Consider the following 12,535-nt stretch of genomic DNA (forward strand, 5'->3'; position numbering starts at 1 on the left):
GTCAGCGTCCTCGGTAGTTGGGGGCCTCGACCGTCATCTGGATGTCGTGCGGGTGGCTCTCGGTCAGGCCCGCGGAGGTGATGCGGGTCAGTTGGCCGCGCTCCTGCAGGTCGGCGACCGTGGCCGCACCCGCGTAGCCCATCGACGCGCGCAGGCCGCCGACGAGCTGGTGGGCGACGGTGGCGAGCAGGCCGCGGTAGGGCACCTGGCCCTCGATGCCCTCGGGGACGAGCTTGTCGTCGGAGAGGACGTCGTCGGCGAAGTAGCGGTCGCGGCTGAAGGACTGGTTGCCGCGCTTCTGCATGGCGCCCAGCGAGCCCATGCCGCGGTAGGTCTTGAACTGCTTGCCGTTCATGAACACCAGCTCGCCCGGGGCCTCCTCGACCCCGGCGAACAGGCCGCCGATCATCACCGTGTCGGCGCCGGCGACCAGCGCCTTGGCGATGTCACCGGAGTACTGCAGGCCGCCGTCGGCGATGACCGGGACGCCGGCCGGCTTGCACGCCAGGCTCGCCTCGTAGATCGCGCTGATCTGCGGGACGCCGACGCCGGCGACCACACGGGTGGTGCAGATCGAGCCCGGGCCGACGCCGACCTTGACCGCGTCGGCGCCCGCGTCGACCAGCGCCTGCGCGCCGGCCCGGGTGGCGACGTTGCCGCCGACCACCTGCACGCCGCCGTCGCCGCCGAACTCCTTCCGCACCCGCGCGACCATGTCGAGCACCGCCCGCTGGTGGCCGTGCGCGGTGTCGACGACGAGCACGTCGACGCCGGCGTCGACCAGCAGCCCGGCGCGCTTGAAGGCGTCCTCGCCGACGCCGAGCGCCGCCCCCACGACCAGCCGGCCGTCGGCGTCCTTGGTGGAGTCGGGGTACTGGTCGCGCTTGACGAAGTCCTTGACGGTGATCAGTCCGCGCAGCCGCCCGGCGTCGTCGACGATCGGCAGCTTCTCGATCTTGTGCTGGGACAGCAGTCGGAGCGCCGTGTCGGGGTCGACGCCGACCGGGGCGGTGACCAGCGGCATCCTCGTCATGACGTCGCGGACCAGCCGGTTCGGGTCGGTCTCGAAGCGCATGTCGCGGTTGGTGACGATGCCGATGAGCACGCCCTCGTCGTCGACCACCGGGGCGCCGGAGATGCGGTAGCGGCCGGAGAGCGCGTCGACCTCGGCGAGGGTGTTGTCCGGCGAGCAGGTGACCGGGTTGGTGACCATGCCGGCCTCGGAGCGCTTGACCAGGTCGACCTGGCCGGCCTGCTCCTCGGCGGCGAGGTTGCGGTGCAGCACGCCGACGCCACCGACCCGCGCCATCGCGATCGCCATGCGGGCCTCGGTGACGGTGTCCATCGCGCTGGACAGCAGGGGGACGGCGATCCGGATCCCGCGGGTCAGCCGGCTGCTGGTGTCCACCTCGGCCGGGACGACGTCGGACTCCCCGGGGATGAGCAGGACGTCGTCGTAGGTCAGGCCGAGCGGGGCGAACTTCGCCGGCAGCTCGGGGCGGTACCCGTCAGGGGCGTGGTCGTCGGGCTGCATGGTGGCCGCCACCCTCTCCATCGGCTCAGCCCCGGCCGGGCGCGCGGGAACCGTCCTCGATCGTAGGCCGGGGCCCTCGGTGGCCGGGACGCCGTCTCCGCTGCGCGTGGGATCGGTCGGCGCGGGCGACTACCGTGGTCCCCCGGACGCGCGGGTTCGTGCGTCCGGACGGCAGCGACAGCGCCACCGGCGCGTGGGAGGAGGGTCCCGTGAGTTCCTTCGACGAGTCCCCGGGGTCCGACTTCGGGGCGTCCGACCCGCCCCCGCCGCTGTCGATGGAGGAGCGGGCCGGCGTCCTGGACGACCTGGCCGAGCTCGAGGTCTTCCGCACCCTGCTCGAGCCCACCGGGATCAAGGGCATCGTGGTCGACTGCCCCGACTGCGACGAGGAGCACCACGTCGACTGGGCGCTGATGCAGGCCAACCTGCGCCAGCTGCTCGAGGAGGGGCAGACCGGCCGGCACGAGCCGCCGTTCGACCCCGACCCGGCCGACTACGTCAGCTGGGACTACGCCAGCGGCTACGCCGACGGGATCGCCGCGATGGCCGAGCGCGAGGAGCCCGGCGGCGCCTCCCGCGGCGGCCGGCACGCCCGCGACGACTGAGCACCCCGTCGGCCTACCGGCCGACACCGCGACCACGTGCCGTCCCGGCGTGCGCGGAGCCCTGCCACGCCGTCCCGAGCAGGGGCGGCGCACCTCGGTGCCGTCCGTGTCGACGGGGCGAGAACGCGCTGAGGGGCCCCTCCCGGATCCGGGAGGGGCCCCTCAGCGCGTTCTCGTCGGTCAGGTCATCATGCCGCGGCGGAAGCCGGTGGCCACCGCCTCGGCGCGGTCCTTGGCGCCGAGCTTGCGGAACAGCCGGCGCGCGTGGGTCTTGATGGTGTCCTCGGACAGGTAGAGCTCGCGGCCGATCTGGGCGTTGCTCTTGCCCTGGCTCATGCCGGTGAGCACCTGCATCTCGCGCATGGACAGAGCGACCGGCGGGGCGCTCTCGCGCACCGTCGTGCTCACCGCCCGGGGGCCCGCGCCGTTGAGCGGCGCCGCCCACGACGGGGCCGGGGCGCCCACCGAGGCCAGCGGCACCGGTGCGGCCGGCTGCGGGGGCCGGCCGTCGGCGCGCAGCCCCACCCGCGACAGGCCCAGGCCCATCTCGAGGGCGCTGGCGTCCCAGCGGAGGTACCCGCGGGCACCGACGGCGACGGCGGCTCGCACCGTCTCGGCGTCGTCGGGCGCGCCGAGCAGCAGCACCGGCACGGTCGGGTGGGTGCGCAGCACCTGGGTGGCCACGGTCAGCCCGGTGTCGACCGCGCGCTGCGTGCCGACCAGCAGCACGTCGGGCTGGCGGGTGGCCAGCCGCTGGACCAGCGCGGTGGCGTCACCGACGACCTCGACCCGGCCGACGAACGGCAGGGCCACCAGGCGGGCGGCGACGTCGTCGCGGACACGGCGGCGCTCGTCGTACACCCACACGGTCGTGGCACCGTGGCCGGGACCGCGCATCCTGTCGTCGATCACTGCAGCTCCTGTCCTCCCCCGGCCGTGCGGGCGTGGGGTCACTCGACCCGGGTAACGGCGCGGCCTGCAGCCACCATGAGCGACCGCCCGGGGCGGCAACAGCCGTGCTCACCCTGCGGGGGGAGACGGTGGGCGGGAAAATGTCGGGCCCCACTGTGTTTGGCCCCCGGGACCCTCGGGCACCGGCTCCCGTGCAGCCGGACCGCCCCCTCCGGCTCGCCGAGCCGAGGAGGACACAGATGGCTGACATCCGCCGACTGCCGACACCCGTGGCCGAGGTGTGGGACTGGCAGCTGCACGGCGCGTGCCGTGGTGAGAGCACCGCCCTGTTCTTCCACCCGGACGGCGAGCGGGGCCCGGCCCGGGCCCGCCGCCAGGCAGCCGCCAAGGCCGTGTGCGCCCAGTGCCCGGTGGTCGACGCCTGCCTCAAGCACGCGCTCAGCGTCCGCGAGCCCTACGGGGTCTGGGGCGGGATGAGCGAGGAGGAGCGGGCCCGGCTGATCGCCGCGGAGCCCGCCGCCGTCGCCGCGGGGGTCTGAGCACCACAGAGACGCCGAGAGGGCCGGTCCAGCAGCTGCTGGACCGGCCCTCTCGGCGTTCTCCCGGGCGACACCGCGCGAGGCGTCCTCCCGCACCGCAGCGCGTCCCACCCGACCGTGCACCGTCGGGTGGGACGCGCCACGATCAGCGGAAGGACCTCCCTGCCCCCCACCGCTCGCACGCTCGCGGCGGGACCCTGCAGGGAGGCCGTCCCGTCACCGTCGCGCGGGCGACCTCAGTGGCTGTGGCCGTGGCCGTGCGAGTGGCCGTGGGTGTGGTGCCCGGCCCCCGCGTGGTCCTCCTCCTCCGGCGCCTCGACGACGGCGGAGTCGGTGGTCAGCACCATCGCGGCGATCGACGCGGCGTTGCCCAGCGCGGCCTTGGTGACCTTGACCGGGTCGATGACGCCCTGGGCGGCCAGGTCGCCGTACTCGCCGGTGGCGGCGTTGAAGCCCTGGCCGACGCCGAGGTCGCGGACCTTGCTGACGACGACGCGGCCCTCGAAGCCGGCGTTGTCGGCGATGCGGGCGAGCGGGGCGTCCAGCGCGCGCTGCACGGCGCGGGCGCCGGTCAGCTCGTCACCGGAGAGCTCCAGCGCGTCGATCGCGGCGGCGGCGTGCACGAGCGCCGAGCCACCCCCGGGGACGACGCCCTCCTCCACCGCGGCGCGGGTGGCGGCGATGGCGTCCTCGATGCGGTGCTTGCGCTCCTTGAGCTCCACCTCGGTGGCCGCGCCGACCCGGATGACGCCGATGCCGCCGGCCAGCTTGGCCAGCCGCTCCTGCAGCTTCTCGCGGTCCCAGTCGGAGTCGGTGTCCTCGATCTCGCGCCGGATCTGCGCGACGCGGTCGCCGATGGCCTGCTGCGTGCCGCCGCCGTCGACGATCGTGGTGGTGTCCTTGTCCACCGTCACGCGGCGGGCGGTGCCGAGCACCTCGAGGCCCACCTGGTCGAGCTTGAGGCCGACGTCCTCGCTGACCACCTGGCCGCCGGTGACGACGGCGAGGTCGGTCATGAAGGCCTTGCGCCGGTCGCCGAAGTAGGGCGACTTGACCGCGACGACCTTGATCGTCTTGCGGATCGAGTTGACGACGAGGGTGGACAGCGCCTCGCCCTCGACGTCCTCGGCGACGATCAGCAGCGGACGCGCGCCGGTGCCGAGCACCTTCTCCAGCAGCGGGAGCAGGTCGGCCAGCGCGCCGACCTTGCCCTGCACCAGCAGCACGAGGGCGTCGTCGAGGACGGCCTCCATCGCCTCGGGGTCGGTGACGAAGTAGGGCGAGAGGTAGCCCTTGTCGAACTGCACGCCCTCGGTGACGTCGAGGTCGGTGGAGAGGGTGTTGCTCTCCTCGACGGTGATGACGCCGTCCTTGCCGACCTTCTCCATCGCCTCGCTGATCAGGGTGCCGACCTCGGCGTCCTGGGCGGAGACGGTGGCGACGCCGGCGATGGCCTGCTGGTCGTCGACGGGGATGGCGACCTCGTCGAGGGCCGCGGACACGGCGTCGACGGCGGCGCGCACGCCACGGCCCAGGCCCATCGGGTTGGCGCCGGCGGCGACGTTGCGCATGCCCTCCTTGACCAGCGCCTGGGCCAGCACCGTCGCGGTGGTGGTGCCGTCACCGGCGACGTCGTTGGTCTTGGTGGCGACGTTCTTGGCCAGCTGCGCGCCGAGGTTCTCGTAGGGGTCCTCGAGCTCGACCTCGCGGGCGATGGTGACGCCGTCGTTGGTGATGGTCGGGGCGCCGAACTTCTTGTCGAGGACGACGTTGCGGCCGCGCGGGCCGAGGGTCACCTTGACCGCGTCGGCGAGCTTGTCCACGCCGCGCTCGAGCGCCCGGCGGGCGTCCTCGTTGAACTTGATGATCTTGGCCATGGGGCCCTTCCGATCAGGGGGCGGACGGGGTGGGACGACGACCGCCCCGGGACCCGGTCAGTTCGGGTCGCCGGGGCGGTCGGGTGACGTGCTGGAACGGCCTCGTCCAGAGGCTCGTCCCGAGCTCGCGAGAGATGAGGAGGACGAGGTCCTTCTACTTCTCCACGACGGCGAGCAGGTCGCGGGCGGAGAGCACCAGGTACTCCTCGCCGGCGTACTTGACCTCGGTGCCGCCGTACTTCGAGTAGATGACGACGTCGCCGACGTTGACGTCGAGCGGGACGCGGTTGCCGTTGTCGTCGATGCGGCCGGGGCCCACGGCGATGACCGTGCCCTCCTGCGGCTTCTCCTTGGCGGTGTCCGGGATGACCAGGCCGGAGGCGGTGGTCGTCTCGGCCTCGTTGGCCTGGACCACGACGCGGTCCTCGAGCGGCTTGATGGTGACCTTGGTAGCGGTCGTCACGAGGTGACGCCCCCTTCGGGATCGGACGGCTGGGTGGCTTGCACGTTGTGGCACGAGGCCTGGGCCTGCCGTCGCGGGGGTCAGGCGCCGACCCGTGTCGTTTTGGCACTCTACCCACGAGAGTGCCAGCCACTCAACCGGGTCCACCCCCCGGGCGAGGGGACGCTGCGGGAGGCTGGCGCGGTGCCCGAGCCGACCGCCGTCGCCCTGCTGCGGACTCCCGAGGGGAGCGCGGCCGTCGCGCGGGCCACGGCCCTGCTGACCGAGGGCGCCGACGTGCTCGCCGGGGTCGCCCGGCTGCGCGCCGAGGTCGGCACGGAACTGGCCGGTCCCGCGTGGGAGCTGGCCCGGCTGCGGGCGCGTGCGCGGCCGGTCTTCGGCGCCGACGCCGACGTGCTGTTCCTGACCGCCGACACCCTCGAGCAGGCCGGCCGGCCGGAGCTCGCCGCCCGCCGTGCCGCCCGGCTGCTGGCTGACGGCACCGACTCCGCCGCCGACCTCGGCTGCGCCGCCGGCACCGACACGGTGGCCCTGGCCCGGGCCGGCGCGCGCGTGCTCGCCGTCGACCGCGACCCCGTGGCCCGGGAGCTGACCGCCGCGAACGCGGCCGCGCTCGGGGTGGACGGCGACGTGTGGGTGGTCGCCGGTGACGTCGTCGAGCTGGTGGCCGCCGCCCGCGGGGGCGAGGTGGCCGGCTGCGGCGCCGCCGTGCTCGACCCGGCCCGGCGGGCGGGCGGGCGCCGGCAGCTCGATCCCGACCGCTGGTCGCCGCCGTGGTCGACGGTCGCGACGCTGCTGGACCGGGTGCCGCGCGCGGTGGTCAAGGTGGCGCCGGGCCTGGACCACGAGCGGGTCCCCGCGGGCGTGGAGGCCGAGTGGGTGTCGGTGCGCGGCTCGATCGTCGAGGCGCTGCTGTGGGGCACCGGCGTCGCGGCGGTGTGGCGGCGGGCGACCGTCGTCCGCGACGGGGCGGTGCACGAGCTGACCGCCGACGCCGACCCCGGACCGGCCGACGCCGGCCCCGTGCGCGGGTGGCTGCACGAGCCCGACCCGGCGGTGATCCGGTCGGGCCTGGTGTCACCGGTGGCCGCCGGGCTGGACGCGACGCTGGTCGACCCGACCATCGCCTACCTGACCTCCGACGCGGCGGCCGGCTCCCCGTGGGTGACCTCCTACCGGGTCGACGAGGTGCTGCCGTTCCACCTCAAGCGGCTGCGGGCGCTGCTGCGGGCCCGCGGCGTGGGCCGGGTCGTGGTGAAGAAGCGCGGCTCGGCCATCGAGCCGGAGACCCTCGCCCGGCAGCTGCGCGGCCCGGGCACCGGGACGGCGACCGTCGTCGTCACCCGGGTGGCCGGTGCCCCCACCGCGCTCGTCTGCGACGTCGCGGGCTGACGCGTGCCGTGCCGCGGTAACGGCCGGTGGCGACCGGACATGCGGAGGGCGTGACCGTCACCGAGGACCCCCTCCCCGTGCCGCCCGCCCGGTCGTCCCCACCCGGCGACCCGGTCGAGGCGCTGTACCGCGAGCACGGACGTGCCCTGCTCGGCTACGCCCTGCGCCGCTGCGCCACGCGCGAGGAGGCCCTCGACCTGGTGTCGGACGTCTTCGTGGTGGTCTGCCGCCGCCCCGACCAGGTCCCGCAGGACGAGGACGGGCAGCGCCCGTGGTTGTTCGGCGTCGCGCGGCTGACGCTGGCCAACCTGCTGCGCAGCCGGGCCCGCGCCGACCGGCTGGGGCAGCGCCTGGCCGCCGACCTCGGCCGGGAGGGGAGCCAGGTGCCCGACCCCGCCGCGCTCCTCGACGCCCGCGCGGACGCGCGCCGGGTGCGGCAGGCGCTGGCCGGGCTGTCCGACGACGACCGCGAGCTGCTCACCCTCGTCGCCTGGGAGGGCCTGACCCCGGCCCAGGCGGCCACCGTCCTGCGACTGGCGCCCGGGACGGCCCGCGTCCGCCTGCACCGCGCCCGCACCCGGCTGCGCACCGCCCTGACCCGTCTCGGCACCGACACCGACACCGACACCGACACCGACACCGACACCGACACGGCCCCCGAGGAGACCCCGTGACCGCCACTGACGAGCGACTGTCCGACGCGGCGCTGGTCGACGACGCCGACCTGCCCGACCTCCCGCCGTCCTTCCTCCGGACTGCCCGCGAGGTGGCGGCCACCTCCGCCGGGCCGGCCACCGTCGTGCCGTTCCGCGCGCCCGCCCGGTCCCGGCGGCGGCTCGCCGTCGGGACCGTCGCCGCGGCCGGCGCCGCCGCCGCGCTGGTCCTCGTACCCGGGGGCACGGCACCCCGGGCCGTCGCGGACTACGCCTACGTCCCCGACCGCGCGGCGCCGGCGGCGCAGGCCGCACTGGTCGCGGCCTGCACCGAGGCCCTCGCCCGGACGGCGGACGGGGACGGCACGTCCTGGGCGGCGGAGCACCCGTTCGACCCCGCCGAGCAACGACCGGCCGTGGTCGACGTCCGCGGACCGTGGGGCCTGACCGTCCTGGTCGGCGGTGGCACGGTCGGCGACTGCCTGTCCGGCCCGGACGGGGTGGTGGGGACCGCGCGCCAGGAGCTGCGGAGCTCGCTCAGCAGCGCACCGGCCGCCGGGGTGCGCACGGCCGGCCTGGGCACGACGCGCACGTCCGGGGGCGGGGACCGGGACGGCTCGACCGCCTACGGCCGCAGCGCTCCCGACGTCGCGGCCGTGGAACTGGTCCTGCCGGGCCGGGAGGTCGTCACGGCCACCGTGGCGGACGGCTGGTGGGCCGCGTGGTGGCCGGGGGCCACCGACGACGACCGCGCCGTCCGGGTCCGCGTCACCGACGGGGCCGGGCTCGTGACGACGTCCGCCCTCGCGGACACCTACTGACCGGGTGAGGGAGGGGGCGCCGTCCCCTCCCTCCCTCAGGGGGTGACGACCTCGATCGGCAGCGAGCTGTCGGCGCCCAGGTCGGGCGCGGAGGGCTCGACGCCGGCCGCCACCAGCCGCGAGCCCAGCGCCGCGACCATCGCGCCGTTGTCGGTGCACAGCCTCGGACTGGGCACCCGCAGCACGATCCCGGCCGCCGCGCAGCGCTCCTCGGCCAGCGCCCGCAACCGCGAGTTGGCCGCCACTCCCCCGCCGAGCACCAGGTGGTCGACACCGTGGTCGCGGCAGGCGCGCACCGCCTTGGCGGTGAGCACGTCGGCCACCGCCTCCTGGAAGGAGGCGGCGACGTCGGCCACCGGCACCGGCTCCCCGGCCCGCTGCCGGGCCTCGACCCAGCGCGCCACGGCGGTCTTGAGCCCGGAGAACGAGAAGTCGTAGGGCGCGTCGCGGGGACCGGTGAGCCCGCGCGGGAAGTCGACGGCCGCCGGGTCGCCCTCGCGGGCGGCCCGGTCGATCGGCGGGCCGCCGGGGAAGGGCAGGCCGAGCACCCGGGCGACCTTGTCGAACGCCTCCCCGGCGGCGTCGTCGACCGTGCGGCCCAGCGAGGTCACCTCCCGGGAGAGGTCGGGCACCAGCAGCAGCGAGCTGTGCCCGCCGGAGACCAGCAGCGCCAGGGACGGCTCGGCGAGCTCGCCGTGCTGCAGCTCGTCGACGGCGACGTGCGCGGCCAGGTGGTTGACCCCGTACAGCGGCACGTCCAGCGCCAGCGCGTACGCCTTGGCCGCCGCCAGCCCGACCAGCAGCGCGCCGGTCAGCCCCGGCCCGGCGGTGACCGCGACGGCGTCGACGTCGGACGCCGCCACCCCGGCCTCGGCCAGCGCGCGGTGCACCGTCGGCACCATGGCCTCCAGGTGGGCCCGGGAGGCGATCTCGGGCACCACCCCGCCGAAGCGCTCGTGCTCGGCCACCGAGGTGGCCAGCGCGTCGGCCAGCAGCGTCCGCCCGCGCACGACGCCGACCCCCGTCTCGTCGCACGAGGTCTCGAACCCGACGACCAGCGGCTCGCTCGGCGTCATCGACCGCTCCCGCGGTCGCTCCGCTCCTCGCTCGCAGAGCTCGCTGCGATGCTCACTCCCTGTCCGCTCACCGCCGCACCTCCCGCCTCATCACGACCGCGTCCGTCCCGCTCGGCTGGTAGTAGCGCGGCCGCCGGCCGATCTCGGTGAACCCCCGCCGCCGGTAGAGCCCCTGCGCCACGGGGTTGTCGGCGCGCACCTCCAGCAGCACGACCGGGCTGCGGCGGTCGGCCTCGGTGAGCAGCGCGTCGAGCAGCTGCGCGCCGATCCCCTCCCCCTGCCGGGCCCCCGCGACCCCGATCGTGGCCACGTGCGCCTCGTCGGCGTAGGCGATCAGGCCCGCGTAGCCGACGACGGTCCCGCCGTCCCCGTCCGCGGTGTCGACGGCGACCAGGTAGTGCCGGGTGTCGGTGCGGGCGAGCTCGTCGCGGTACATCGCGCGGGTCCAGGTGTCGGGCGCGAAGAGCTCCTCCTCCAGCGCCAGGACCGCGTCGAGGTCGGCCAGCCGCATCGGCCGCAACCGCACGCTCACGACGTCGTCACCGGCTTGAACGACGTCGGCGGAACCGCGTCGGGACGGCGCAGGTACAGCGGCACCAGCGGCCCGGCGGACGACGGGTCGTCGAGCAGCGGCCCGGCCGCGCGCAGCAGGCCGGCCGTCGTCACCTCGGCCGGGGTGACCGGCGCGCGCAGCCGCTCGGCGAACCGCGGGTCGCCGACCAGCGGGCCGGTCAGCCGGGCGTCCTCCGGGCGGACGACGCCGGGCCCGTCCACCCGCGCCCCGGCCGCGTCGTAGGCGGCCCAGTAGACCTCCTTGCGGCGGGCGTCGGTCACCACCGTCCGCTCCCCGGACCCGACCGCGTCGAGCGAGCAGACGCCGACCGCGGGCACACCGCGGGCGTCGGCCAGCGCCGCGGCGGTGACCACGCCGACCCGCAGCCCGGTGAACGGCCCGGGGCCGAGCCCCGCGACCACGACGTCGACGTCGGCCAGCGCGACGCCGGCCGCGGCGAGCGCCTCGCGCACCGCGGGGACCAGGAGCTCGGCGTGCCGGTTGCCCGAGGGCACCGCCCGCTCGGCGAGCACCTCGACGGCGCCGTCGGCCGGCCGGCGGGCGACCCCGGCGACCAGGGTGGGGGTCGCGGTGTCGAGGGCGAGGACGAGCACGGGACGCCAGGTTAGTCCGGCCCGGCGAGCCGCTCGACCAGGTCGGCGTAGGAGGGGTGGGCCAGCGCCAGGCCGCGCGCCTCGCCGGCGGTGACCCACCGCAGCTCGTCGTGCTCGTGCGGCTGGAGGTTGCGCGGCTCGCCCTCCCAGGTGCGCACGGCGTAGACGGCGAGGTGCAGGTCGTCCTCGGTCACCCGCAGCACCGGCTCGCCGTCCACCCCGGTCGCCTCGACGCCGATCTCCTCGCGCAGCTCGCGCAGCAGAGCGGCGCGCTCGTCCTCCCCCGGCTCGACGTGCCCGCCGACGACGTCCCAGACACCGGGGTACCAGCGGCGGCCCCGCGAGCGGTGTCCCAGCAGCACCCGGGGGCCGGACACCAGCACCCCGGCCACCACCCGGTGCGCACTCACGCGTCCAGCCGCCGCTCCCAGCCCGGGCCGTGCGGCACGAGGACGGCGGTGCGGACGTCGTCCTCGCGCCGGTCGAGCCGCACCTCCAGGTGCTCGTCGGCGAGCTGCTCGACCAGCCCCGCGCCCCACTCGACGACGGTCACCGACTCCTCCGCCGAGGCGTCCAGGTCGAGGTCGTCCACGTCGGCCACGCTGCCCAGGCGGTAGGCGTCCACGTGCACCAGCGGCAGCCGCCCGCCGCGGTGCACGCGGGCGATGACGAAGGTCGGCGAGGTGACCGGCTCGGTCACCCCCAGCGCCGCGCCCAGGCCCTGGGTGAGCGCGGTCTTGCCGGCGCCGAGCGGGCCGGTGAGCACCACCAGGTCGCCGGGGACGACGGCGGCGGCGAGCGCGGCGCCCAGCGCCCGGGTGTCCTCGGGGCCGGGCAGGACGTGCTCGCGCCTCACCGCAGGCCCGCCGCGACCGACGTCAGGTCCGCCAGCAGCCCGGCGCGCGGCGCGCCGTTCGGGCCGAACCGGATCGCCGCCGAGGGGTGGTAGGTGGCCCACACGGCCCGGCCCCCGACGTCGTGCGGGCGGCCGCGCGCCTCGGCCAGGACCGTCCTCGGGCCGAGGAACCACTTCGCCGACGACAGCCCGAGCGCCACGACCACCGGCGGGTCGAGCAGCTCGAGCTGGCGCCGCAGCCAGCCGCTGCAGCGGGCGACCTCGGGGGCCTTCGGCGTGCGGTTGGCCGGAGGCCGGCACTTCACGACGTTGAGCACCGCGGCGTCGGCGCGGTCCAGCCCGGCCTCGGCGAGCAGCAGGTCGAGCAGCTGCCCGGACCTCCCGACGAACGGCCGCCCGGTGTCGTCCTCGGTGGCGCCGGGCGCCTCCCCGACCAGGGCGAAGCGCGCCCGGCCGCGCACCGGCGGGTCACCGACGACGACGTGCTGCCGGGTCGCGGCCAGCTCCGGGCAGGCGACGCAGGGGCTCGCCGCGGCGGCGAGCGCCGGCCAGTCGGCGGCCGCGGCGGCAGCGCGAGCCACCTCCTCCGCGGCGGCGTCGAACCGGGGCGGACGGGGAGCGGCCACGCCCCGACCCTACG

The 12,535-nt window shown here is 76.3% G+C and carries 15 protein-coding genes; 5 read left to right on the top strand and 10 right to left on the bottom strand.

Annotation, left to right across the window (positions count from 1 at the left end; genetic code table 11):
* Position 1 precedes the first annotated feature (1 nt).
* On the bottom strand, positions 2-1,555 hold the full coding sequence (gene guaB / locus BLQ97_RS02415; protein WP_091362875.1) for an IMP dehydrogenase: 1,554 nt from the start codon (positions 1,553-1,555) through the stop codon (positions 2-4).
* 188 nt (positions 1,556-1,743) lie between these two features.
* Between guaB and BLQ97_RS02420 the strand changes: the two genes are divergently transcribed.
* Positions 1,744-2,139, top strand: coding sequence for a DUF5319 family protein (locus BLQ97_RS02420; protein WP_091363849.1), 396 nt, complete (start codon positions 1,744-1,746; stop codon positions 2,137-2,139).
* 180 nt (positions 2,140-2,319) lie between these two features.
* Here BLQ97_RS02420 and BLQ97_RS02425 read toward each other — a convergent pair whose 3' ends face one another.
* Positions 2,320-3,051 (bottom strand): response regulator transcription factor, encoded by a 732-nt coding sequence (locus BLQ97_RS02425; RefSeq protein ID WP_091362877.1) that lies wholly within the window; start codon positions 3,049-3,051, stop codon positions 2,320-2,322.
* Between the two features lie 239 nt (positions 3,052-3,290).
* Between BLQ97_RS02425 and BLQ97_RS02430 the strand changes: the two genes are divergently transcribed.
* The gene (locus BLQ97_RS02430) at positions 3,291-3,590 is read left to right on the top strand and encodes a WhiB family transcriptional regulator (RefSeq protein ID WP_091362880.1); all 300 of its coding nucleotides are present in this window, start codon (positions 3,291-3,293) and stop codon (positions 3,588-3,590) included.
* Positions 3,591-3,826: 236 nt separating this feature from the next.
* On the opposite strand, the gene groL is transcribed toward BLQ97_RS02430, so the two are convergent.
* Both groL and groES read right to left on the bottom strand, forming a co-directional pair.
* Positions 3,827-5,467, bottom strand: coding sequence for a chaperonin GroEL (groL, locus tag BLQ97_RS02435; RefSeq protein ID WP_091362882.1), 1,641 nt, complete (start codon positions 5,465-5,467; stop codon positions 3,827-3,829).
* Between the two features lie 154 nt (positions 5,468-5,621).
* Positions 5,622-5,930: a co-chaperone GroES gene (gene groES / locus BLQ97_RS02440; RefSeq protein ID WP_089402145.1), complete on the bottom strand. Its 309-nt coding sequence runs from the start codon at positions 5,928-5,930 to the stop codon at positions 5,622-5,624.
* 183 nt (positions 5,931-6,113) lie between these two features.
* On the opposite strand from groES, the gene BLQ97_RS02445 reads away from it, so the two are divergent.
* Genes BLQ97_RS02445 through BLQ97_RS02455 form a run of 3 tightly spaced genes read left to right on the top strand, consistent with a single transcriptional unit; the run spans position 6,114 to position 8,796 of the window.
* On the top strand, positions 6,114-7,322 hold the full coding sequence (locus tag BLQ97_RS02445) for a THUMP-like domain-containing protein (protein WP_091362885.1): 1,209 nt from the start codon (positions 6,114-6,116) through the stop codon (positions 7,320-7,322).
* A 50-nt stretch (positions 7,323-7,372) separates the two neighbouring features.
* Positions 7,373-7,996, top strand: coding sequence for an RNA polymerase sigma factor (locus tag BLQ97_RS02450; RefSeq protein ID WP_175471559.1), 624 nt, complete (start codon positions 7,373-7,375; stop codon positions 7,994-7,996).
* Entirely contained in the window at positions 7,993-8,796 is an 804-nt protein-coding gene (locus tag BLQ97_RS02455; RefSeq protein ID WP_091362889.1) for a hypothetical protein, read from the top strand. Before BLQ97_RS02450 ends, BLQ97_RS02455 begins: the two co-directional genes overlap by 4 nt.
* A 35-nt stretch (positions 8,797-8,831) precedes the next feature.
* Here the strand turns inward: BLQ97_RS02455 and tsaD are convergent, their stop codons facing one another.
* The 6 genes from tsaD to BLQ97_RS02485 form a co-directional block, all read right to left on the bottom strand.
* Positions 8,832-9,872, bottom strand: a complete 1,041-nt coding sequence (tsaD, locus tag BLQ97_RS02460) for a tRNA (adenosine(37)-N6)-threonylcarbamoyltransferase complex transferase subunit TsaD (protein ID WP_091362892.1) — start codon at positions 9,870-9,872, stop codon at positions 8,832-8,834.
* Positions 9,873-9,939: 67 nt separating this feature from the next.
* Positions 9,940-10,404, bottom strand: coding sequence for a ribosomal protein S18-alanine N-acetyltransferase (gene rimI, locus BLQ97_RS02465; protein WP_245691741.1), 465 nt, complete (start codon positions 10,402-10,404; stop codon positions 9,940-9,942).
* On the bottom strand, positions 10,401-11,039 hold the full coding sequence (gene tsaB / locus BLQ97_RS02470; RefSeq protein ID WP_091362897.1) for a tRNA (adenosine(37)-N6)-threonylcarbamoyltransferase complex dimerization subunit type 1 TsaB: 639 nt from the start codon (positions 11,037-11,039) through the stop codon (positions 10,401-10,403). The genes rimI and tsaB overlap by 4 nt, the downstream gene beginning before the upstream one ends.
* Positions 11,040-11,050: 11 nt before the next feature.
* Entirely contained in the window at positions 11,051-11,449 is a 399-nt protein-coding gene (locus BLQ97_RS02475) for an NUDIX domain-containing protein (RefSeq protein WP_175471560.1), read from the bottom strand.
* The gene (gene tsaE / locus BLQ97_RS02480) at positions 11,446-11,895 is read right to left on the bottom strand and encodes a tRNA (adenosine(37)-N6)-threonylcarbamoyltransferase complex ATPase subunit type 1 TsaE (RefSeq protein ID WP_091362899.1); all 450 of its coding nucleotides are present in this window, start codon (positions 11,893-11,895) and stop codon (positions 11,446-11,448) included. The genes BLQ97_RS02475 and tsaE overlap by 4 nt, the downstream gene beginning before the upstream one ends.
* On the bottom strand, positions 11,892-12,521 hold the full coding sequence (locus BLQ97_RS02485) for a uracil-DNA glycosylase (RefSeq protein WP_091362901.1): 630 nt from the start codon (positions 12,519-12,521) through the stop codon (positions 11,892-11,894). The genes tsaE and BLQ97_RS02485 overlap by 4 nt, the downstream gene beginning before the upstream one ends.
* Positions 12,522-12,535 lie beyond the last annotated feature (14 nt).

This window comes from Geodermatophilus telluris (assembly GCF_900102745.1).
In the GTDB taxonomy this organism is placed as follows: domain Bacteria; phylum Actinomycetota; class Actinomycetes; order Mycobacteriales; family Geodermatophilaceae; genus Geodermatophilus; species Geodermatophilus telluris.

Excerpts from the sequence above, each read along its gene's own strand:
- guaB (WP_091362875.1), bottom strand. The coding sequence starts at position 1,555 with ATGGAGAGGGTGGCGGCCACCATGCAGCCCGACGACCACGCCCCTGAC.
- BLQ97_RS02430 (WP_091362880.1), top strand. The coding sequence starts at position 3,291 with ATGGCTGACATCCGCCGACTGCCGACACCCGTGGCCGAGGTGTGGGAC.
- groL (WP_091362882.1), bottom strand. The coding sequence starts at position 5,467 with ATGGCCAAGATCATCAAGTTCAACGAGGACGCCCGCCGGGCGCTCGAG.
- tsaD (WP_091362892.1), bottom strand. The coding sequence starts at position 9,872 with ATGACGCCGAGCGAGCCGCTGGTCGTCGGGTTCGAGACCTCGTGCGAC.